Annotated in this window: 25 protein-coding genes; 15 read left to right on the top strand and 10 right to left on the bottom strand. The window is 37.2% G+C overall.

Features of this window, described 5'->3' with window-relative positions; translation table 11 throughout:
* The first annotated feature begins 11 nt into the window (after positions 1-11).
* The gene (locus AS180_RS22150; protein WP_139109145.1) at positions 12-287 is read left to right on the top strand and encodes a hypothetical protein; all 276 of its coding nucleotides are present in this window, start codon (positions 12-14) and stop codon (positions 285-287) included.
* Here the strand turns inward: AS180_RS22150 and AS180_RS03180 are convergent.
* Positions 202-1554, bottom strand: coding sequence for a hemolysin family protein (locus AS180_RS03180; protein ID WP_062686366.1), 1353 nt, complete (start codon positions 1552-1554; stop codon positions 202-204). The two genes, AS180_RS22150 and AS180_RS03180, sit on opposite strands and share 86 nt — an antisense overlap.
* A 151-nt stretch (positions 1555-1705) precedes the next feature.
* Here AS180_RS03180 and AS180_RS03175 point away from each other — a divergent pair, with 151 nt between their 5' ends.
* Positions 1706-2449: a YwqG family protein gene (locus AS180_RS03175; protein WP_061786372.1), complete on the top strand. Its 744-nt coding sequence runs from the start codon at positions 1706-1708 to the stop codon at positions 2447-2449.
* Positions 2450-2486: 37 nt separating this feature from the next.
* Here the strand turns inward: AS180_RS03175 and AS180_RS03170 are convergent, their stop codons facing one another.
* Positions 2487-3119, bottom strand: coding sequence for a spore coat protein (locus tag AS180_RS03170; RefSeq protein ID WP_035321250.1), 633 nt, complete (start codon positions 3117-3119; stop codon positions 2487-2489).
* 172 nt (positions 3120-3291) lie between these two features.
* Between AS180_RS03170 and AS180_RS03165 the strand changes: the two genes are divergently transcribed.
* Entirely contained in the window at positions 3292-3843 is a 552-nt protein-coding gene (locus tag AS180_RS03165; RefSeq protein WP_025911234.1) for a hypothetical protein, read from the top strand.
* 18 nt (positions 3844-3861) lie between these two features.
* On the opposite strand, the gene AS180_RS03160 is transcribed toward AS180_RS03165, so the two are convergent.
* The gene (locus tag AS180_RS03160) at positions 3862-4308 is read right to left on the bottom strand and encodes a Dps family protein (protein WP_025911236.1); all 447 of its coding nucleotides are present in this window, start codon (positions 4306-4308) and stop codon (positions 3862-3864) included.
* A 172-nt stretch (positions 4309-4480) separates the two neighbouring features.
* Between AS180_RS03160 and AS180_RS03155 the strand changes: the two genes are divergently transcribed.
* The 5 genes from AS180_RS03155 (at position 4481) to AS180_RS03140 (ending at position 7895) form a co-directional block, all read left to right on the top strand.
* Positions 4481-4759, top strand: a complete 279-nt coding sequence (locus AS180_RS03155; RefSeq protein ID WP_025911238.1) for a Fe-S cluster assembly protein HesB — start codon at positions 4481-4483, stop codon at positions 4757-4759.
* Positions 4760-4878: 119 nt separating this feature from the next.
* A complete protein-coding gene (locus tag AS180_RS23090) occupies positions 4879-5055 on the top strand; it encodes a hypothetical protein (RefSeq protein ID WP_167556128.1) in 177 nt (58 codons plus the stop codon).
* A 588-nt stretch (positions 5056-5643) separates the two neighbouring features.
* A complete protein-coding gene (locus AS180_RS03150; RefSeq protein WP_025911240.1) occupies positions 5644-5868 on the top strand; it encodes a hypothetical protein in 225 nt (74 codons plus the stop codon).
* Between the two features lie 415 nt (positions 5869-6283).
* Entirely contained in the window at positions 6284-6829 is a 546-nt protein-coding gene (locus AS180_RS03145; protein WP_025911242.1) for a copper resistance CopC family protein, read from the top strand.
* Positions 6830-6833: 4 nt separating this feature from the next.
* Positions 6834-7895 carry a copper resistance D family protein gene (locus tag AS180_RS03140; protein WP_025911244.1) on the top strand — a complete coding sequence of 354 codons (1062 nt, stop codon included), beginning with the start codon at positions 6834-6836 and terminating at the stop codon, positions 7893-7895.
* A gap of 12 nt (positions 7896-7907) precedes the next feature.
* Here the strand turns inward: AS180_RS03140 and AS180_RS03135 are convergent, their stop codons facing one another.
* A complete protein-coding gene (locus AS180_RS03135; RefSeq protein ID WP_025911246.1) occupies positions 7908-8105 on the bottom strand; it encodes a spore germination protein in 198 nt (65 codons plus the stop codon).
* A 159-nt stretch (positions 8106-8264) separates the two neighbouring features.
* On the opposite strand from AS180_RS03135, the gene AS180_RS03130 reads away from it, so the two are divergent.
* Both AS180_RS03130 and AS180_RS22145 read left to right on the top strand, forming a co-directional pair.
* A complete protein-coding gene (locus AS180_RS03130) occupies positions 8265-9998 on the top strand; it encodes an ABC transporter ATP-binding protein (protein WP_062686365.1) in 1734 nt (577 codons plus the stop codon).
* A 142-nt stretch (positions 9999-10140) separates the two neighbouring features.
* On the top strand, positions 10141-10290 hold the full coding sequence (locus tag AS180_RS22145; protein WP_153301153.1) for a hypothetical protein: 150 nt from the start codon (positions 10141-10143) through the stop codon (positions 10288-10290).
* Positions 10291-10444: 154 nt separating this feature from the next.
* Here AS180_RS22145 and AS180_RS23445 read toward each other — a convergent pair whose 3' ends face one another.
* Positions 10445-10582 carry a hypothetical protein gene (locus tag AS180_RS23445; RefSeq protein ID WP_226372918.1) on the bottom strand — a complete coding sequence of 46 codons (138 nt, stop codon included), beginning with the start codon at positions 10580-10582 and terminating at the stop codon, positions 10445-10447.
* A 116-nt stretch (positions 10583-10698) separates the two neighbouring features.
* Between AS180_RS23445 and AS180_RS22140 the strand changes: the two genes are divergently transcribed.
* The 3 genes from AS180_RS22140 (at position 10699) to AS180_RS22135 (ending at position 11895) form a co-directional block, all read left to right on the top strand.
* Positions 10699-10860, top strand: a complete 162-nt coding sequence (locus AS180_RS22140; RefSeq protein ID WP_156413429.1) for a hypothetical protein — start codon at positions 10699-10701, stop codon at positions 10858-10860.
* A 372-nt stretch (positions 10861-11232) separates the two neighbouring features.
* Positions 11233-11622 carry a FixH family protein gene (locus AS180_RS03125; RefSeq protein ID WP_035320781.1) on the top strand — a complete coding sequence of 130 codons (390 nt, stop codon included), beginning with the start codon at positions 11233-11235 and terminating at the stop codon, positions 11620-11622.
* A 111-nt stretch (positions 11623-11733) separates the two neighbouring features.
* Positions 11734-11895 (top strand): hypothetical protein, encoded by a 162-nt coding sequence (locus tag AS180_RS22135; RefSeq protein ID WP_156413424.1) that lies wholly within the window; start codon positions 11734-11736, stop codon positions 11893-11895.
* Between the two features lie 44 nt (positions 11896-11939).
* Here the strand turns inward: AS180_RS22135 and AS180_RS03120 are convergent, their stop codons facing one another.
* From AS180_RS03120 to folE2, 3 genes are all read right to left on the bottom strand, one after another.
* Positions 11940-13349, bottom strand: a complete 1410-nt coding sequence (locus tag AS180_RS03120) for a sensor histidine kinase (RefSeq protein WP_062686363.1) — start codon at positions 13347-13349, stop codon at positions 11940-11942.
* Positions 13346-14026 carry a response regulator transcription factor gene (locus tag AS180_RS03115; protein ID WP_025910042.1) on the bottom strand — a complete coding sequence of 227 codons (681 nt, stop codon included), beginning with the start codon at positions 14024-14026 and terminating at the stop codon, positions 13346-13348. Before AS180_RS03115 ends, AS180_RS03120 begins: the two co-directional genes overlap by 4 nt.
* A 317-nt stretch (positions 14027-14343) precedes the next feature.
* Complete coding sequence (gene folE2, locus AS180_RS03110; RefSeq protein ID WP_025910043.1) at positions 14344-15255, bottom strand: GTP cyclohydrolase FolE2; 912 nt, start codon at positions 15253-15255, stop codon at positions 14344-14346.
* A 262-nt stretch (positions 15256-15517) separates the two neighbouring features.
* Between folE2 and AS180_RS03105 the strand changes: the two genes are divergently transcribed.
* Positions 15518-16849 carry a polysaccharide biosynthesis protein gene (locus AS180_RS03105; protein WP_025910044.1) on the top strand — a complete coding sequence of 444 codons (1332 nt, stop codon included), beginning with the start codon at positions 15518-15520 and terminating at the stop codon, positions 16847-16849.
* A 66-nt stretch (positions 16850-16915) separates the two neighbouring features.
* On the opposite strand, the gene AS180_RS22130 is transcribed toward AS180_RS03105, so the two are convergent.
* A complete protein-coding gene (locus tag AS180_RS22130) occupies positions 16916-17059 on the bottom strand; it encodes a hypothetical protein (protein WP_156413428.1) in 144 nt (47 codons plus the stop codon).
* 116 nt (positions 17060-17175) lie between these two features.
* Positions 17176-18960: a transglycosylase domain-containing protein gene (locus tag AS180_RS03100; RefSeq protein ID WP_025910045.1), complete on the bottom strand. Its 1785-nt coding sequence runs from the start codon at positions 18958-18960 to the stop codon at positions 17176-17178.
* Positions 18961-19744: 784 nt separating this feature from the next.
* Between AS180_RS03100 and AS180_RS03095 the strand changes: the two genes are divergently transcribed.
* The gene (locus tag AS180_RS03095; protein ID WP_025910046.1) at positions 19745-20359 is read left to right on the top strand and encodes an alpha/beta hydrolase; all 615 of its coding nucleotides are present in this window, start codon (positions 19745-19747) and stop codon (positions 20357-20359) included.
* Positions 20360-20380 lie beyond the last annotated feature (21 nt).

Below are 20380 nucleotides of genomic sequence, written 5' to 3'. Positions count from 1 at the left end.
TTGGAAACAGGGTGGAATGGAGCGTAGGACACTCGACTCCTGCGGGAAAGAGAGGGAAAACTGAGATCCCGCAGCGCAGCGAGGAAGCTCAGGTTCCTCCCCGCGGAAAGCGAGTGGCCGTAGCGCAATGGAACGAACGTGTTGAGACAAATCAAAGAGATGAGAACAGCTATTGTTCGTCTTTTAGAAGCCATCATTTTGTTATGTCCCAAACTCTTCTTTTTTTATTTTATCTTCATTACTACTTGAAGAATTTTCTTTTCGTTTCTTTACTTCCACGTATTTAATATGAAAGTCTTCAATGACTAACACTTTAAAATAAAAATCATTATATTGTACTATATCGTTTTTAACAACATCGAATCGTTCAGTTAGTACCCAACCGGCAATCGTATCTACTTCGTCGTCGCTAATATCTGTACCAAGCAAATCATTTACTTCGCTAATTAACATTTTGCCATCTAAAATATAATGATTTTCTTTAATTTTTTGTACATAGGGAATTTCGTCTGCATCAAACTCATCACGAATTTCACCAACAATTTCTTCAACGATGTCTTCAATTGTGACTAAACCAGCTGTACCGCCATACTCATCAAATAAAATCGCCATTTGGACACGATCTTTTTGCATTTTTACTAATAAATCATGAATCGGGATGGTTTCAATTACTTTTAAAATTGGCTTGACATAGGATTCTAAAGTGTTTGTACCATCCTTTTGGTTAAACACAATGTCATTATAAATTTCTTTGATATTTACAAGCCCAACTATTTTATCTTTGTCACCATCTTCAATAATTGGATAGCGAGTATATTTTTCCACATTGGCCACTTGTAGAAAAACTTCTACAATATCATCTTTTGATGCAGTTACAATCTCAGTGCGAGGTACCATCACTTCTTTTGCTAAGCGGTCATCAAAATCAAAAATCTTATTCATATACTTATATTCAGATTGGTTAATTTCTCCGCCTTTTAAGCTTTCAGAAAGTAAAATTCGAATTTCTTCTTCGCTATGAGCTACCTCATGCTCAGAAGCAGGCTGTAACCCAAACATACGAGTTAGGAGCTGAGCGGATCCGTTTAGTGTTTTAATAAATGGATACATAATTTTATAAAACCCAATAATTGGCTTAGAAAATAATAAAGTAATTCGTTCTGCCATTTGAATAGCGAACGTTTTCGGTGCTAGTTCACCTACCACAACATGTAAAAATGTAATAATGACAAATGCAATCGCAAATGACAGAATGCCTGCTAAACGTTCATTCATATTGATATCGTCAAAAAGAGGATGTAGGATGCGTTCAAGTGTTGGTTCACCAAGCCAACCAAGACCTAGAGCTGTAATGGTAATTCCAAGCTGACAAGCAGATAGATATTCGTCTAGATGCGTGATAACATGCTTAGCCGCTATCGCTTTTTTATTTCCTTCATCAACAAGCTGGTTAATGCGCGAGCTTCTCACTTTTACAATTGCGAACTCAGTTGCTACGAAAAAGGCAGTTAAGCCAATTAAAAGAGCAACGAGGAAAAGATTTAAAATCGTCAAACGTTTCACCACCTATTTAGTACGTGTATATAGTAAGTGTTATCTAAACGAAGGAAGAACATGTATTGAAACAATCCCCAGCGCTATTTAAAAAGAGAAAGAAGCGTTCTCATTAATGGGTTTGTGCTATACTAGCCTAGAGGTGAAAATAGTGAATATATTGGATAATTTAATTTTGAAACATGGACTTCAAACACTAAAGGAAGATATATATAGCTCTTTGTATACATGTGTTATGGTACACCCAACACGTGCTGACGAACTGGAAGTGGGTACATCAAAATTAGGAGGATACCCAGATTTACCGGAAGATTTTTACTGGCCTAAACAGGATGGAGAATATCTACAGTTTATTGGTCAAATCAATCTATCTCAGTTAGAAGGTGCGTGGAAGCAAGATTTACTTCTTCCTGACACGGGTTATCTGTACTTCTTTTATGATGGTGAAGCATATGGTGAAGCGGATCAACAAAATGGTTGGCGCGTACTTTTTTATGAAGGGACAGCAGATGATTTAACTGCAACAAAAGTAGACGTTTCAAGCATATACCTACAGTGTGGGGTAGAGTTTAGCTATGATATCCGACTTGGAGATACATATATAGAAGACGATCAGCTGTATGATCAATTTGATGCTCTTATGTTAGAAATCAATGGTAACATTCCATTTCACCAAATTGGGGGAACAGCGTGGGATATCCAAGGGGACGTTTTGGAAGAATGTCAAGAGTTCTCTGGTAAGAAAGGCGACTGGCAGTTATTATTTCAAATTGACTCTGATGATCAGCTTAATATGATGTGGGGCGACGTTGGAATCTTATATTATTGTATTGAAAGACAAGCTCTTGAAAAAAAACAATTCGAAAACACATGGTTAATCATGCAATGTTCATAAGAAAAACACCTGCTTTCACACAAAGCAGATGCTTTTTTTAATGTAACGTTTTATTGTTTGGAAGCTCGGGAGGCTGTGTAGATTTTGCGAAACTTTGCGTCATTTGCTGTACATCTTGAGCGGCTAGCTGCGGTACTTGGTAATCATGACGCTTGTTTTGATAGTGGGCTACTTCATATGCCATTTCAATCCAATTAGGAACGCTATCAGCGAATAAGCGGCGTACAATAGGATTTGTAATTTCAAGTGAGGTCATGGTAACGAGTGAAGCATGACCTTTTAATAAGCCTAACATGTGCCCAGAAATTCCTTTATCGCTAATGTCATTAATGGATTGATTTGGTTTTTTAGGCTGACTTGCTTTTAATCCGTATACAAAATCGTTTGATTCTGCCATGTTATAGGTTTGCGTTGGACTAGAAGGGTCTTGGCCTGTTGAAAAAGATTCTACAATACGGTTGTAGTCTTCCAAAATAAAACTATATTGACGATCTAACATTTGCTTTAACTCTTCATCTTGAATGTATTGTCGAAACATCATGAACTGATCTAAAACATTGATCATGCCAGCTAGCGTTTCATGAACGTCAAATAGTTCATGTCCTCCGTGATTCATAACTTGAGGAACCTTACCAGTATGCATATTCATATGTGTTTGTTCGTTATTCATATCCATCCTCCTAGTGTAATAAATACGTTGTTTAGTGTAAAGAATCCAAGCATCTTTATACGTACAAAAAGAAAAATATTGAAAGGTTTTAGATTTTATTGATGATATCAAAGGAATTTTACAACACATATCGAATATGAACTTTAACTTTAAGGATTGGAGATATAGCTTAATGAATGAGTTAATGGTATGGTCGGAGCAACTACAAGCAGAAGCAACAAGCTTATTGGAAGAATATCAGCTTTTACATTTATGCAAACAATATGGCAACCCTCTCATTGCAGGCAGCTTTGATTTAAATGTCATGGTACTTCGTCATCTCGATGTTTACATTGGAAGCGATAAGGTTATTGAAGATTTATTTTTTGCACTTGGTAAAGACTTAGCATTGAGAATGAAGCCCGTTAAAATGATCTTTATTGGTAATAAAGAAAAGGAAGAAGAAATGACTTGGGCTGTATACACAGACATCGAAGGACATGAATGGAAAATTAATGTGAATGTTGTGTCTGAAGCAACCATACAGCAGATGCTACAAAAACAGCAAAAGTTAAAAGCAAAAATGACAGAGAAGAAAAGAGAGCAGATTTTATTTTTTAAACAGCAAAATGGGTATAATCGCTATTATAAAAGTGCACATGTGTATGAAGCAGTTTTGGTTGAAGGTGTTCAAGATGATATGACTTTTTTTAAATGGCTACAACATAAAAAACGAGCCAAGTAAAGTAGGCTCGTCTTTTATTTATACTAATTCTTTTACTGGTAAAAACGCATTAAGCATCCAGATATGCTTTTCAAAACGACCAACTGTGCCGATGAATAAGTCAGCAGTAACGTGATCATTTGCTTCTTCAGCAATCTTAATCCCCACTTTGAGCTGTTGAACGAGAATTAGGTAATCATTAACAACAGATTCAATCATTTCGTGAGCAGTTTGTTCATTTCCCTCTTCACTTAAAGTAGCTAGGCTTAAAAAACCTTTTAACGTAGCTACAGGCTGTCCACCAATTGCTAATAAACGCTCTGCATATTCATCGATATCCGCAGCCGTTTCTGTATATAGTTCTTCAAATTTCTCATGAAGAGTAAAGAACTGAGGTCCTTTTACATACCAATGAAAGCGGTGGAGCTTCGTGTAAAATACGTTTAAGTTAGCAATTTGTTGATTTAAGAATTGTTCTAAATTCATGTGTCATTCCTCCTGGTTTAACTGATATATATAGATTATAACATATATTAAATTATAATCAATACTTATTTATAATTATTATAATTTAATAACGAACCTTTTTTCTTTAATGAGAAGAGTTAGGAGGTTATGTTAAGATAGCTAAGAGAATATAGTAAAGGGAAGAGATTGAATGATTATTACAAATGAAGCAAAAGCATTGATTGAAGAGATTTTATCAGAACAAGAAATTGAAGGTATTCGTCTTTACTTTAAAGGAATTAGCTGTGAAATTCCAAATATCGGATTGTCATTTGAAGAAGCCCAAGAAAATGATGAACTGCAGGTCATTAACGGTATATCAGTAGCAATCCAAGAGGCGATTCTACCTTATACAAAAGAACTTTTACTAGATGTTCATCTAACACCATACGGACCTGGGCTAGCTTTAGTAGGTGCCAAAGGTCAATAAGTAAAGGTTTTGAAAAAAGTCGATAAATAATTTGTTAGAATGTCTGACAAATCTGTTGGAATAATGGAAAAATATTGTTTTACTTAATTTAAGCGTTAATGAAAACGAGGGGGGATTACATGCTTCTTTCTCATCATGTAACGGTTGAACAACGTAAAAAAATTAAACATTTTAAACAGTTAATTCGAGACTCGCGTTCAGCCAAAGAACGTTTGATGTATCAGCAGCAGTTAAATCAATTTGTTGAGCGACTGTTTATCGAGAATCGTCTTCAGCGTCATGGAGAGCACAAGTGAGTAACAAGGCTGGGACATACGTATTTCAGTCAAGGATCTATCCGAACTGTCGGGAGTTAACTCCTTTTGATAGTTCGGATATTTTTTGTTGGTTTGAAAACAATTTAAAAAAGCGAGTGTTTGCAGCGCAATGAAACAAACTTGTTCTTACAACCTAACTATTTTAGAAACATCACCATTCGTCTTTGGGAAAGAATCATTTCGTTATGTGCTAGACTCTTTATTAGGTATTATTTCACTATCTTTTGAAAGCGTTTTCTGTTAAAGTTAAACTATAATTAGTTCCAATATAACATATGTAAAATGCGTTCTAAAAAGCAAGAAGGAGTTGGTTTGCATGAGTGAAAATGGAAACTTCTTACTGGGCTTACTATGGGGAACGTCTTTAAGTATTCCGCTTTGGCTTTCTGTCTTTGGATGGATAAAGTTATTATTAAAGATCAGTTTATAACACCTAACGGACAAGCTAATAAGTTGCTAGATTACCGGCTAGATACAAACCAGTATCTAGTCTTTTTATTTTGATAAATATTTTTTGGGGTTAGAGAAATGCTATTACTAACTAGGATGAAGAAGGAGGGAAGGAAGATGAAGTTACTAATTGGTGTTTTACTTTTAAGCGGTATCATTACGGCGATTGAGCTTCCTTCTTTATTAAAAAAAGAGCAGAAAAAAGAACTCTATTTATTTTCTTTCTTTCTACTCTTTAGCATGACTCTAAATATTTTACATAGCATGCACTTTCCGCTCCCTAATCCGTTAGATTGGCTGATTGCAATTTTTAAGCCTATTAACCACCTAATTGTAAACTAGAGATGAGGTGACGTGCTATTACAAAGGTCGATATGCATCAGGAAGCAGTAATCATTAGCCCCAAACAGTTTTTTATTATTTCAATATGTATTTGAAATGATTATCTTAATTGCTATCTTTCCATTTGTAAGAAACCAAAAAGCAGCTACAAAAGCATATGTTAGGTAGTACGGGTGGAATATTAATGCTATCGATTGTGATTGTAATTGCTTTGTTAGTATTTGGTGTGTTGTTACCGTTTCTTGTCGGAGGGTTTATCATTCTAAAAAAACAGCTGCACAAACAATGATGGAACTTCATTTGTGAATTTTTTGTAGCAAAATTGTGTTGTTTATTGAGAAGACACAAAGAAAAACGTACACTTGGTAATGGATAGAAACAAATACATAGAAAATTTAAATGAAGGTGAAAATTAATGAGAAAAATCATGATGTTTTTAATGGTAATGTTACTCGCTCTTCCAACGGTGAGTTTTGCCCATACGCATGTTCAAACAACCGTACCTGAAAACGGGGCTACGGTTACGTCTCAGCTAACTGAAATAAAACTTAGCTTTGAGACACATATTGAAAAAGTAAGTACACTGACCGTGACAAAAGATGGTCAAGAACTTTCAATTGATTCACAGGAAGTATCAGGTCATGATTTAATAGGTACATTTGAAGAGCCGCTTCCAAATGGAGAATATGAAGTGAAGTGGAACATTGTAGGAGAAGATGGTCATGTTATGGAAGATGCAATTTCATTTACCGTGAATGCAGATCAAGAAGAAGTAACATCTGAAAATAAAGATACACAAAAAGAGTCTGCTACAGAAGAAGCTGAAAAAAGCAGCTCTCCAGATGAGCAAACAGAAGCTGAATCAACAAGCGAAAACTCATCTTTCTTCGTTATTATGATTGTAGCAGTGGTTATCGTAGCAACAGCACTCATCTTTGTGTTTAGAAAAAAGAAAGGCTGATTCAATGTCAGTAGTTTTACCGCTATTTGAATGGGTTACGTATATTGGTTTAGCGTTCTTACTCGGTACAGCAGTTTTACAGTATATCTCTGAAGAGAACAAGCCTGCTTTAAGTATATCGAGTAAGTGGCTAATTGGCAGTGCTTCTGCAGTAGGAATTTTTTCTATAGGCCCAGTTTTAGAAATTGTGCTTGCATTTTCAAAAATTAGAGGTTTCTCAGATACAATTCAGGCAGTACTATTTGGAAGTAAAACAGGTCATGCATGGTTGATTGTTGTACTTTCCTCGATGTTATTGATTCTTACGATTGTCGTAAAAAGTCATCCTCATATCTATACAATACTAACTATTGGTCTAGTGCTTGGGATCTCTTATGCTGGCCACGCCGCCTCGATTTCGCCGCTTAACGGCATGCTTTCGCATTTTCTTCACGTGCTGTTTGTCGGTCTTTGGAGCGGAGTTGTTTTAACCGTTTCCTTTTTTATACAAAAAGCTGTGAATTGGAAACCTTTTTTAACATGGTTTACTCCCTTTGCAGTAGGGTGTTTTATTCTACTTTCACTAAGCGGAGTAATTGCCATGCTTATTATAGTAGGACTCCCTAACTACATAAATTCATGGTCTACAAACTATGGACAAGGTTTGTTACTTAAACAAATAAGTATTATTTTATTAATCGTTTTTGCAGTAATCAATGGTATTTTGCTTCGTAAAGTGAAACGCTCACATACTTTTCGCCCAACTAGATGGCTAAGAGTTGAAGCGGTGACCTTACTAATTATTTTCTTTGTAACAGGCGTGATGGTTAATCAATCACCGCCTACAAATCTACAGTATGCAGAAGCAAATTCTCTGCTTCCATTTATTTATGGTCAGCCAATCACCTTACCAATTACGTTTCACTTTACAATCGTAGGTGCAATCTTCTCGTTTTTGGCAATCTTCTTTCTTGCATATATCTTTGTTATTTTTTATAAAAAAATAAATGCCTGGTTTAGTTTGCTAAGTGGAGCATTGTTTGTATTTTCTTTATACATTGCTATGATTACAAGCATTTCTTTTTAATAAAAAAGGCTTTCAACGTTGTTTGAAAGTCTTTTTTCGTTGCCGTAATTTTTTACCTGATTTGCTATCATTAGCTGGTTCATCACCTGTTGTGGGCGATACGCTATTTTCTTTTGAGTTAGTGAAAGGAGAAATGTAGCATACGTCACCAAAATTAACAATTCCACCGGTGATTTTTCCAATGTAAACGGATTTAATCCAAACGGGCATAATCATCATCCTTTTTTTGAGCACTCTTTATATATTATGACAAGCCATTTTATCATGTATAGACGAGTGTAAAGGGAAAGTAAATATTTCTATATTTGTTTTCATTTCGTGTACAATAGAAATGGAAAACGTAGAATTTAGAAAGATAGAAGGTAAATTATGAACAAATCTAAAGAAGCTAAAACAAACTTTTCATTTAAAAAGCTCTGGAGACTAACCAATCCATCAAAAGGAAAGCTTAGTGTTTCTTTTGTATTTGCATTAGCAAATACAGGGTCTTCTCTTGTTATTCCTTTACTAATTAAAGAGCTGATGGATACAATTAACAGCGGTTTATCAAAACAAATGATTGCAGTTTTAATTGGACTATTTATTATTCAAATGATTACCAGCGCTTTATCTCTATATCTTTTGGCGCAAGTGGGACAAGGCGTGGTTGAGAAGCTGCGCACAACGATTTGGGATAAGCTTGTTAAGCTGCCGGTATCATTTTACGACCGCAATCGCTCTGGCGAAATGGTGAGTAGAATCACAAATGACACAACCATTGTGATGAACTTACTATCAACAGAAATGATAGAGTTTGTCAAAAATATTTTATCAATCAGTATATCAATTGTTATTTTGTTTACGCTAGATATTCCAATGACGCTCATTTTATTAGCGATTATTCCAGTAATGTTCTTATTGGTTATGCCACTTGCCAGAAAGATTCATAAGATCTCTCGTGAACAGCAGGATAAAATGTCAAAGCTCACGGCGTTTTTAGCTCAAATGCTTAGTGAGATACGTTTAATTAAAGTATCAAGTTCTGAAAGGAAAGAAATTGAAGAGGGGAAAAGCTCATTTCACTCACTTTTTTTATTTGGGATACGCCGTGCAAAGATTGAAGCGATTATAACGCCAATTATTAGTACCGTGATGACAAGCGTTATGATTGCAATTGTAGGATTTGGTGCATACCGCGTTAGTCAGGAGTTTATTAGCGCAGGAGAGCTAGTAGCATTTGTTCTTTATCTCTTTCAAATTATGGTACCTGTTGGTTCACTTACTCGCTTTATTACAAGCTTTCAACAAACGAAAGGTGCATCAGAGCGTATTTTTGCTATCTTGGATGAAGAAGAAGAGTCTTTTCATCATGGAGAACAAGTTAAGCGAATTGGTGATTTAACGTTTCAACGTGTTGCGTTTAAATACGAGGAAAAATTGGTGTTGAAAAATATTTCATTTTCTGCTCGAAAAGGAGAAGTAACGGCGTTAGTTGGTCCAAGCGGTGCAGGGAAATCAACCGTTTTTTCACTGCTTGAGCGCTTCTATGCCCCATCTTCTGGTCAAATCTTATTAGAGGGTAAAGATAGTCAGGTTATTAATCTAAGAGAGTGGCGTCAGTTGTTTAGCTATGTGCAGCAGGACTCGCCAATTTTAGCAGGAACGATTCGTGAAAATTTAACGTATGGGCTAGAGCGTACAATTTCAGACGCTGAAATAATTGAAGCAACAAAGCAGGCAAATGCTCATGAGTTCATTATTAATTTTGACGATGGATACGATACAATGCTTGGTGAAAGAGGAGTAAACTTATCTGGAGGTCAGCGTCAACGAATTGCAATTGCAAGAGCGCTGCTTCGCAATCCTCAATTTTTACTTCTTGATGAAGCGACAGCAAGTCTTGATTCGGAGTCTGAAAAGCTTGTGCAAGAGTCGCTTGAACGAGTTATGAAAGGGCGAACTTCCCTTGTCATTGCACACCGCTTATCAACGGTTATAAGTGCTGATCAAATCGTAGTAATTGAAGATGGAGAAGTGACGGGGAATGGAACACATGAAGAGCTTCTAAGCACGCACACCTTTTATCGCCGCTTGGTTCAACAGCAGTTCCAAACAGAATCTTGATAATGTAAAAAGAGCGTACTAGAGTGGTAGTGCGCTTTTTTTAGTGGAAAATCACTATCTTTGTCGAAGGTCTTGTGAGACATCCTAGAACTATGATAGAGTGAACGTTAAAACCATTTACTGAAAAAAAGGGGGCTAGATAATGAAAGTAGGAGATAACGTTTTTTATAACAGTAAATCATATAAGCTTATTCATGTATATCGTAATGGAACATTAGAGCTTTTGTCGACCCAACAACCGGACTTTGGAAAGACCATTATTGTTGATGCTGCTAAAGTTAAAAATAACTGAGAGTGAGAAGTAACATGATTGAATTATAAAACCCCCTTTACCTTCAGCAAGGTGAAAGTAAAGGGGGGTAATCAGTTAAGCTTTTAGCTTTTTCACAAGTTCATCGCCCATCAGTTCTGAAGAGAACGGATCACGGCTTGTAATGATTTGGTCGTTAGCCCAAACAGCATACTCTTGTATGTCCTGCTTCTTCTAGCTTTAATAAAGGAGCAAATAGTTCTTCTGCCCACCATCCAGTCTTATACTCTTTTTCTTCATATCCGCTTGATAATACGGCTAATTTACGTGCCATGAAAAAGAGGCTGGGACATAAGTAATTCAGCCAATGATAAACCTGAACGATTGAGAGTTTCTCACTTTTAATCGTTCAGGTTTTTTGTTGATTGTGAAAACAATGTTGGAAACAGGGTGGAATGGAGCGTAGGACACTCGACTCCTGCGGGAAAGAGAGGGAAAACGGAGATCCCGCAGCGCAGCGAGGAAGCTCAGGTTCCTCCTCGCGGAAAGCGAGTGGCCGTAGCGCAATGGAACGAACATGTTGAGACATATCAAAGAGATGGGAACAGCTAGTGTTCGTTTTTTAGAAGCCATCATTTTGTTATGTCCCAAACTCAAGGATTGATCTTCTAGATATGTAATAGAAGTATGAAGTTGTTTAGGTATCTGTTGTGTTATAAACAAGATAGGAATGTTCAAGCTCTGTTTGAGTTTATGAAGCACTTCGTAAAATGAATGACTGTACTTATATGCAAGGCTATTTACAACTAGCAGAGAAGACATAAAAACACCTTCTTCTTTAAAACAAATCGAAATTATTATTATTTATAATAATAGACAGCTTATGTTTTGTAAATCATGAAATTTTGCAAAAACTTCATGATTTTCTCACATTTACAGTTTATAGTAAATAATGAGGGGATTATATGGAAGGGAGCGGTCAAATTGAACGCAAAGAAAATTGTATGTCTAGTAAGTATATGTGGTTTTCTAATGGGGTGTGGGGTAGATCAAGAGCAAGAAGCGAGTGCTGAACCTAAAATGCTAGATGTGAAGCTGAATGGTCCATCTGAAGTATCTAAAGATGAAACCGTTATCTTTAAAGCGGTTGTTACATATGGTGATGAGAAAGTTGAAAACGCAGATGACGTACAATTTGAAATTGAGAAAGAAAATGCAGAGGGACAAGGGGAAATGATTGAAGCAAAACATCGCAAGGACGGCATATACGAAGTGGAAACGGATTTTCAAGAGCCTGGAATTTATACAGTTCAATCGCACGTAACGGCAAAAGACTCTCATAATATGCCTAAAATACGTGTGGAAGTAAAATGAAGAGACTGAGACATAAGTAGTTCAGTCCTTACTATACCTGAACGATTGAGAGTTCATAACTTTTAATCGTTCAGGTTTTTTGTTGATTGTGAAAACAATGTTGGAAACAGGGTGGAATGGAGCGTAGGACACTCGACTCCTGCGGGAAAGAGAGGAAAACGTGAGATCCCGCAGCGCAGCGAGGAAGCTCAGGTTCCTCCCCGCGGAAAGCGAGTGGCCGTAGCGCAATGGAACGAACGAGTTGAGACAAATCAAAGAGATGGGAACAGCTAGTGTTCGTCTTTTAGAAGCACTCATTTTGTTATGTCTCAAACTCTCTATTGGAAAGATTCGTAAGGAAACGTAATTGTAACGGTAGTTCCTTGACCAAGATTACTTTTAAAGTTTAAGGTTCCATCGTGATAATGAATAATTTCCTTAGATATCGCTAATCCAAGGCCCGTACCACCTTTGTCGCGAGTCCGAGCTTTATCCGCTCTGAAAAAACGTTCTCCTAAGCGACTTAAATCTGCTTTTGATATGCCGATTCCCGTATCAGTTACGTTGATGTCAACTTTATTTTCATCATGGGAAAGTGAGATGTCAATGTGTCCTTCCGCATTCGTGTAACGAATTGCATTATGAATCAGATTATAGAATACCTGTTTTAAACGGAGTTCATTTGCATTCATGATAATATCTTCATCTAAGTTGGCTGAAACTGTTAACCGCTTTTTAGCAATGCTAATGGCTAAAACGTCAAGCGTTTCATTAATAAGCTGAGCCAAAACAAGAGGCGACTTTGTCATGGTGAGCGTTTCGGATTGAAGCTGAGATAAGTCTAAAAGATCATGAACAAGTGCATTCATTCTTGTCGTTTCTCGTTGTATTACGTGCAAATAATCGTTTCGTTCTTGTTGGCTCATAGTTGAATCTTGTAAAAGTTCACTGTAGCCCTTTATATAGCTAAGCGGTGTGCGTAGTTCATGAGCGACGTTTGCAAGAAACTCACGCTTTTGTTCATCACTTTTTTTTAAGGAAGATGCCATGGAGTTAAACGCTTCAGCAAGGTGACCAACTTCGTCATTGCTGGTAGAAGGTATACGTATAGAAAAGTTTCCTTTTGCAATTTCATTTGAAAAAGTTTTCATTCGCTGTAATGGATTCACAATTGCTTTTGTAATCCGATTACCAATTAAATATAGAAAAATAAACGTAATAACTGCGACAATCGGTAAGATTTTTGCTGCTTTTGTAAAAACTTCATTCAATGAAGCTAAAGGGACATATAGGTAAACGATACCTGCTAGCTCATTTGTTTTTTGATCAATTAGCGGTACAATAGCACCAATAAGATTGCGTTCAAATTTTTCTTCGTAGCCTTTTTTAACAATGTATTCGCCTTTTAAGAGTTTTTTTCGTTCTGCTTTTGAAATAATAGGCTTATCTTCTTTAGAAAATGGAGAGTATCCACTCAGCTCTTCGGGATTATTAAAAATTAAAATTTCCGCTTCTGAGACTGTATTATGCCAGTTCACGTTTCCAATTAAAAAATCGGAAATTTTACCTGTGTGATAGTGAGCAGCAATTTGTTGGCCTTCTGCTACAAGTGAGCTTTCTGTTTTGTCTACATAGAGTGATTCGTAAAGAAACTGAATAAATAAAAATGAAAATACGATAGAAAAACATAGAAGGCCGCTTATTAATAAGCGGAGCTTGGTTGTTAGAGAAAGTGAAAGCTTTTTCATACTTCTGCTTTATAACCGATTCCCCATACGGTTTGAATCAAGTCACCTTCCGCTTTTAACTTTAAGCGCAGCGTTTTGATATGAGTATCAACGGTACGCTCACTTCCTAGGTAATCTAGTCCCCAAATTTGACGTAGCAGCTGTTCACGTGTGAAGGCTCGTCCAATGTGGTTGCATAAATAGACGAGTAGTTCATACTCCTTTAACGTCAGCGATATCGCTTCATCATTTACATATACAGTTCGACCAAGCTTGTTGATTTTAACGTTTCCAAATCGCTGATAGACTTCAACTGAACGTGGAAGTGCAGTTGTACGGCGGAGGACAGCCTCAATACGTGCTATTAGTTCTCCGCTGCTAAACGGCTTAACAATGTAGTCGTCCCCTCCAATCTTTAATCCATGTATACGATCAAATTCATCTCCGCGTGCAGTCAAAAAGATGATTGGAATAGATGGGTGGACGCTTCTTATTCGTTCAGCTAATGTAAACCCATCCATGATTGGCATCATCACGTCGATGAGAATAAGGGAAGGAAGCATATGAGCTAATTCATCTAATGCTTCTTCTCCATTTGAAGCTTCGATGCACATATAGCCTTCTCGCTGAAGAGATAGCTTGATTAAATGTCGCATTTGTTGTTCATCATCGACAATTAATATAGTTGGCTTTTGCATTTTCATCATGCCCTTTCTCAGTATAAAGTTCTTCTTTTAGTATATCGGAAATATGTGAGAAATCAGTGAACTTTTGCAATCGTTTGCTTTATTGTAGCTTGTGAAGAGATTGTAATATAACGAAACAATTCTCTCTCAAAAACAAACCATGCCGTTTCTAAATAGTATAAGTTGTGAGAATACGTCCGTTCGATGGAGCTAGTTTTTTTAAATTGTGTTCCGAAGCAGCAAAAAAATATCCGAACTACCAAAAGTATTTAACTTTCTATAGTTCGGACCTAGCATTAACTGAAATATCTATGTCTCACCCTTATTAGTTAGCAGGGCTGTTTGTCAAATGTAATCGTTGCAACAGCATCGTGTAAGTGAATAGACTCTTCATTACGACATGATACAGTAAAGGCTTCTACAAATGGATACTCGTATAAGTCAGCAGCTACTAAGCGGACCATATCTTCAACAAATCGTGGATTTTCATATGCTTGTTCAGTGACCATTTTTTCATCTGGACGTTTAAGAATCGGGTGGATTTTAGCACTTGCGTTTGATTCGATGGCCTCTAATAAAGCATGTTTCCAGTCAATAGCATCATTGATTGAATCAGCTAACCGAACATCTATCGATACGTAGCCACGCTGGTTATGAGCGCTATATTCACTGATTTCTTTTGAACAAGGACAGAGTGTTTTTACAACAGCTGTTAATCCAACTTCAAACGTCACACCAGCTTCTTTTGTGTAAGAAACTTTCAAACGAGCTTCAGAATGGTTAAGACCTGATAATCCTGAAGAAGGTGCTACTTGGTCATAAAACCATGGAAATGAAATCTCTACTTTAGCATCAGGGATACGTAGGCGATCAGAGAGTTCCGTTACAAATGAAGTAAGGGAAGCAAACGTTAAATTCAACTCACTGCGCTTGCGATACTCTTCTAAAAGTTCCGTAAAGCGACTCATGTTTGTGCCTTTTGAATCCTTCGGAATAGAAGAAGTGAGAGTGAAAGTAGCGATTGTAGGCGTAGCTCCACCTGGGGCATATATGTTTACAGGTATTTTAACGTTGGAAACACCAACCGCTTGAATATCAAATAAAAAATCTTTCTTTTTATTTTGTAAATCAGCCATTTCTTCTTTTTTAGTGGGCTTTGTTTTTGGGCCAGGATCTACTGAACCGAATAGTTTATGGCGTTCTTGCTTTGAAGGTAAGTTTATTGTTGTCATCGTTGTCATGGCTCTTTCTCCTTTCACCTAAGAGAAGGTGGTCGCTAAAAATATGAATCTGGAAAAATTTTAACCTACTTTGTTCTTTTCTTGCAATGATTAATTTAGGAAAATGGAGTGCTCTGTGCCAAACAGGCATAAAGTTGCTCTATTTCTCATAAGGTGAACATAACATGAAAGTAGGACAAAGTATAGAAGGGTTATCTAAAGAAATTGATAATTAGATTGTTGTCATACATGTAGGTAGGACAAGAATTGAGGAGATTAGTAGATGAATACTTTTCTAAAAGGAACATTTATCTTAGCAGGAGCTGCTTTTGCAGGGGAGCTCATTGAATTTTTAGTGAATATGGTATTAGCACGAGAGCTTGGCAAAGAGGGAATGGGGATGTATATGACGGTTCTCCCTATTATTTTTCTCGTTGCCACAGTAGCAAATTTAGAGCTGCCGATTTCTATTTCAAAGTTTATTGCAGAACATAATCGACATGAGCATCGCAATATGATGAAGCATGCCACCACGTTTGCAACGGTATTAAGCCTCGTTATTTTTTTCGTCACGTTTGGTGTTGTTTCTTTTTTTCCTTTCTTTACACATTACCATCCCTACTTAAAGTGGGCCGTATTAATCTTTATTCCAATTGTCTCTTTCTCGGCCGTATTGAGGGGATATTTTACCGGAAAAAACAGTATGTCAACCATTGCGGTTTCAAACTTTATCCGAAAAGCCTTTCAATTAACAATCTTATTTGTTATTTTTCAAATGTTTCAGTTTACAGATGTGAAAACTTCTCTGTTCATTGCTATCTGTACCTTAATTGGAACAGAAGCTGTTATCTTACTTTATTTTTTTATCACGTATGTGACTCAATTGAACGTCATTACAAGAGGGCATAGAGCACAATTAACCTCTCAAGATGTTCGAAAGAAGCTACTGAGCGTTTCGTTGCCAACAACTGGTTTGCGCTTGTTTAATGCGATTTGTAATGCTATCCAGCCATTTTTGATTAAGCATGCTCTTATTTTGTCAGGGATGACGCTTAGCGGTGCAACGCAGCACTTTGGGATGCTCACAGGAGTAGCGATGAGCATTGGGTTTTTTCCAGCATTTTTTGCTCATTCTCTTTTAGTAGCTCTTATTCCTGCGGTATCTGAAGCACACGCAAAGGATCAAGAAAAGCAATTGCAAAAGCTGCTTCTCCAAAGTATGCAGCTTACGTTTATTTACGGTATTCCATCTGTTTTGGTTATGTATATTTTTGCGGAGCCATTAACGAGCTTATTCTTTCATTCCACAGAAGCTGTTTTTTATCTGCAGGCACTGTGGCCATATTTTCTGTTTCATTTCTTTGCCATTCCGCTTCAAGCCTACTTAATTGGGTTAGGGTACGTGAAAGATGCGCTATTTCATACGATTTGGTCTCACGTTGTTTCCTTTTCACTTATGTTTGTACTCGGTTCGCAGCCAACGATTGGCATGACAGGAGTTATTATCGGTATGAATGCTGGTATCGTTGTATTGACGCTTTTACACTACGTCACAATCTGTCGAGTCATTAACGTTTCGTTTTTTTCGCTTAAAAAACATAAAACAATTTTATAAAAAATGAGGGTGGGACATAACAAAACAAATTTTCAAAAAAGACGAACAATCCCTTTTCTCACCTCTTTACGTTGTCAGAACACGTTCGTTCCATTGCGCTACAGCCACTCGCTTTCCGCGGGGAGGAACGTGAGCTTCCTCGCTGGGCTGCGGGACCTCAGGTTTCCCTCTCTTTCCCGCAGGAGTCGAGTGTCCTACGCTCCATTCCACCCTGTTTCCAACATTGTTTGCACAATCAAAAAAACCTGAACGATTGAAAGTGAGGAGCTCTCAACCGTTCAGGTTTAACATTGGCTGAATTACTGATGTCCCAGCCTCTTTTAGATTTACCAACTATCCATAATAGATTTAAATAATTTAGCAGGGTCTTCGCCACCACCGCTTGTTAATTTCTTTCTTTTCTTATCAGTTTTCTGTTTTTCAAACCCTGTATGAATAGAGATGACAGCTTCGTCCGTATAGCCAACAAACCAAGCGTCTCCATAATCTTGGGTTGTACCAGTTTTACCAGCGGCATCCTTAGAAGAACGAGCGTTAGCTCCTGTACCATAGCTTTTTTCAATAACATCTTCAAGCATGGACGTCATTGTATCCGCGTTTTGTGGACTCATGACTTCTTCTGTTTCAATCTCTGGTTCTTGTTCTTCGCCACCGCGCATTTGAATCTTTTTAATCGCATAAGGCTTCGTCATTTTCCCTTCGTTTGCAAAGACTGAGTAGCCTTGCGCTAATTGAAGAGGAGAGAAAGTCGTTGTGGTTCCTCCTAAAGCTAGCGATAAGTTTCGATCTTTATCAGTTAAAGGAAGTCCAGCTTTTTCCATAAAGTCGAACGAATCTCTAAAGCCAATGTCGTTTAAAAGCGATACGGCTGTTGTATTGACTGAACGAGCAATGGCTTCTCGCATCGGTATTTCTCCAAGATAGCGACCGCTTGCATTTTGAGGCTTATAGCCATTAAAGTCTACCGGCTCATCCACAAGAGTAGTTGTTGGGCTGTAGTCGCCAGTTTCAAGCGCAGGCCCATAAACAGCAAGGGGCTTAATAGCTGATCCAGGCTGGTAACCGATTGTAGCTCGGTTTAGTCCGTTTGTTTGATAATTTCGCCCACCGTAAATAGCTGATATACCGCCTGTTTTTGGATTGATAGCGGCGATTCCAACTTCTACTTTGTGTGATGCCGTATCGTCTGCAAACACGTGATTAGTTACGGAGCGATTAATGGATTCCTGTAGAAGTGGGTCGAAATCAGTATAAATTTCGTAGCCGCCTTTGTATAAATCTTCTGCCGTAACACCGTACGTTTTCTCAGCTTCACGAACAACATAGTCTACGAAAGCTTGATGACTATTTCGTTGCTTAAACGTTACGTCAGGCTTGACAATTCGTTCATTGATAGCTTGATTATACTCATCTTGCGTAATGACTTCTTGGTCTAACATAAGCTGGAGAACGACGTTTCGACGCTTGGTTGCTTCTTCTGTGCTACTAGCAGGTGAGTATGTGCTTGGCGCTTTTGGAAGTCCAGCTAGCAGTGCCGCTTCACCAACACTTAATTGGGATACGTCTTTGTTAAAGTAAAGCTGAGATGCGGCTCCAATACCATATACGCCGCTACCAAAATATATTTGATTCATATATAGTTCTAAAATTTGATCTTTTGAAAACTGCTTTTCAAGTCCGATTGATAAAAGCATTTCGTCAAACTTGCGCTTAAACGTTTTATCGTTAGATAGATATAAGTTTCGTGCAAGTTGTTGGGTGATAGTACTTGCACCCTCAGCTTTGCTCATCGTGATGACATTTTTAAACACAGCACGCGCAATTCCCTGCATGTCAATTCCAAAATGGTCATAAAAGCGACGGTCTTCTGTTGCAACAAATGCCATTTTGACATGATCAGGCACTTCGTCAATGGACACATTTTGTCTTGGAACCGTCTTATATAATTCATCAAGTGGTCGATTATTTTTGTCGTAAATGACAGTGCTTTGTACAGCCTGCAGCTTGCTGTATGATAAGCTAGCTGTTTGTTCAAATTGCTTTAACACATAAGTGACACCAAGAAGGATCACTAGAATAACGGTTAAAACAGCGAGAATAAATTTTCTCATGGTTTCTCACTCCACACTAATTAATAATTCCGTGTTCAATAAGATAGAGCTTTAACTTCTATCCTTATGGTAAGTTAGCACATAGAGTGTAAGCATGAAGAGAAAGGGTTTTTGATAACCTTAATCATGGCATGTCCTTTATGTAGCTTATTGACAACGGTGGTTGTTTGTTTCACTAGAGATGGTTTAACTAGTTACTCTTTTTAATTGTTAAGGTTGGTTTACACTTGTACGCATACTTATTGAAGAGGTTGCCTATACTTATCGGCATAATCTTATTCAATAGTACAGTCTTCTACAACAAAAGAAGTTAAATTTTTCTTGTTTACAACAAACTTAAACAAGACGGATACATCTTGCATTTAGTGTACCCATAAATTTTGGTTTGTCAAATAAAACAATATCTAATTACGCTAGGTATTGCTTCTTCATGCGTTATTTTAAATAGTAAAAGTAATCGTTCAACACTAGGTCATTTACTACTATCGGTACAATATAGAAAATATTAACAAGAGAAAGGGGGTTTATTACAAAAAGCTGTGAAATGTTGAGCAACAGTAAAATTAAAAGATAAGAGAAAACCTTGTAATGAATAATTAGTCATGCGATGTATGGACTATTCAATGCATAATTGATAAGAATTTGCCGTTTTAAGTGCTTGTTAGTATGTTCAATTTATTTAAGGTTGTGTATTGAGCAACACCTTTACATTTATAAGAAGAGTTCGTATAATAATAAATATCTTTAATTCGAGATATTTATATGCAGAGGAGTGAAGAGAGAGATGAAACATATCTTTAAACAAGGAATAAATAGTAAAAAGCCAGTTTTGCTAATGCTTCACGGAACGGGTGGAACAGAAGAGGATTTGTTGCCAATTGCAGAAATGATTGACCCTGAAGCGTCTGTGTTATCGGTTAGAGGGAGCGTATTAGAACAAGGGATGCCGAGATTTTTTAAGCGTTTAAGAGAGGGTGTTTTTGATATAGAAGATTTAGCAGTTCGAACAAAAGAGCTAAATAATTTCTTAGACGAAGCAGCTGAAGAATATGCCTTTGATAGGAAGAATATTATAGCAATTGGTTATTCAAACGGTGCTAATATTGCGGGGAGCTTACTGTTTCACTATGAACAGTCATTAAAAGGTGCAGTGCTTTTCCACCCGATGGTACCAAGAAGAGATATTAAAGTACCTAATGCACAAGGTATTCCGATTTTTATTGGTGCAGGAGTAAACGACCCAATTTGTCCAGCGGACGAAACGAAAGAATTAACAACACTTCTTCAAGGTGCAGGAGCTACTGTCGACGTTCACTGGGAGTCTTTTGGTCATCAGCTTACGCGAACAGAAGTAGAAGCGGCAAAAGCATGGTATAGACGCATTCATGAAAGTAAATAAAAAGAAGCTGAGACGTAACTA

Source organism: Priestia veravalensis (genome assembly GCF_001457055.1).
In the GTDB taxonomy this organism is placed as follows: Bacteria; Bacillota; Bacilli; order Bacillales; family Bacillaceae_H; genus Priestia; species Priestia flexa.
Note: the sequence above shows the minus strand (reverse complement) of the source record. Positions and strands in the feature narration are given on the sequence as shown.

Bases quoted from the DNA above. Each gene is read 5' to 3' on its own strand.
- AS180_RS03120 (WP_062686363.1), bottom strand. From the start codon at position 13,349: ATGAAAAAGCTTTCACTTTCTCTAACAACCAAGCTCCGCTTATTAATA.
- AS180_RS22145 (WP_153301153.1), top strand. From the start codon at position 10,141: ATGAAAGTAGGAGATAACGTTTTTTATAACAGTAAATCATATAAGCTT.
- AS180_RS03160 (WP_025911236.1), bottom strand. From the start codon at position 4,308: ATGAATTTAGAACAATTCTTAAATCAACAAATTGCTAACTTAAACGTA.
- AS180_RS03115 (WP_025910042.1), bottom strand. From the start codon at position 14,026: ATGCAAAAGCCAACTATATTAATTGTCGATGATGAACAACAAATGCGA.
- AS180_RS03155 (WP_025911238.1), top strand. From the start codon at position 4,481: ATGATTATTACAAATGAAGCAAAAGCATTGATTGAAGAGATTTTATCA.
- folE2 (WP_025910043.1), bottom strand. From the start codon at position 15,255: ATGACAACGATGACAACAATAAACTTACCTTCAAAGCAAGAACGCCAT.
- AS180_RS03170 (WP_035321250.1), bottom strand. From the start codon at position 3,119: ATGAATAACGAACAAACACATATGAATATGCATACTGGTAAGGTTCCT.
- AS180_RS03095 (WP_025910046.1), top strand. From the start codon at position 19,745: ATGAAACATATCTTTAAACAAGGAATAAATAGTAAAAAGCCAGTTTTG.
- AS180_RS03105 (WP_025910044.1), top strand. From the start codon at position 15,518: ATGAATACTTTTCTAAAAGGAACATTTATCTTAGCAGGAGCTGCTTTT.
- AS180_RS03165 (WP_025911234.1), top strand. From the start codon at position 3,292: ATGAATGAGTTAATGGTATGGTCGGAGCAACTACAAGCAGAAGCAACA.
- AS180_RS03140 (WP_025911244.1), top strand. From the start codon at position 6,834: ATGTCAGTAGTTTTACCGCTATTTGAATGGGTTACGTATATTGGTTTA.
- AS180_RS03145 (WP_025911242.1), top strand. From the start codon at position 6,284: ATGAGAAAAATCATGATGTTTTTAATGGTAATGTTACTCGCTCTTCCA.
- AS180_RS23090 (WP_167556128.1), top strand. From the start codon at position 4,879: ATGCTTCTTTCTCATCATGTAACGGTTGAACAACGTAAAAAAATTAAA.
- AS180_RS23445 (WP_226372918.1), bottom strand. From the start codon at position 10,582: ATGGCACGTAAATTAGCCGTATTATCAAGCGGATATGAAGAAAAAGAG.
- AS180_RS03135 (WP_025911246.1), bottom strand. From the start codon at position 8,105: ATGCCCGTTTGGATTAAATCCGTTTACATTGGAAAAATCACCGGTGGA.
- AS180_RS03100 (WP_025910045.1), bottom strand. From the start codon at position 18,960: ATGAGAAAATTTATTCTCGCTGTTTTAACCGTTATTCTAGTGATCCTT.
- AS180_RS03150 (WP_025911240.1), top strand. From the start codon at position 5,644: ATGAAGTTACTAATTGGTGTTTTACTTTTAAGCGGTATCATTACGGCG.
- AS180_RS03130 (WP_062686365.1), top strand. From the start codon at position 8,265: ATGAACAAATCTAAAGAAGCTAAAACAAACTTTTCATTTAAAAAGCTC.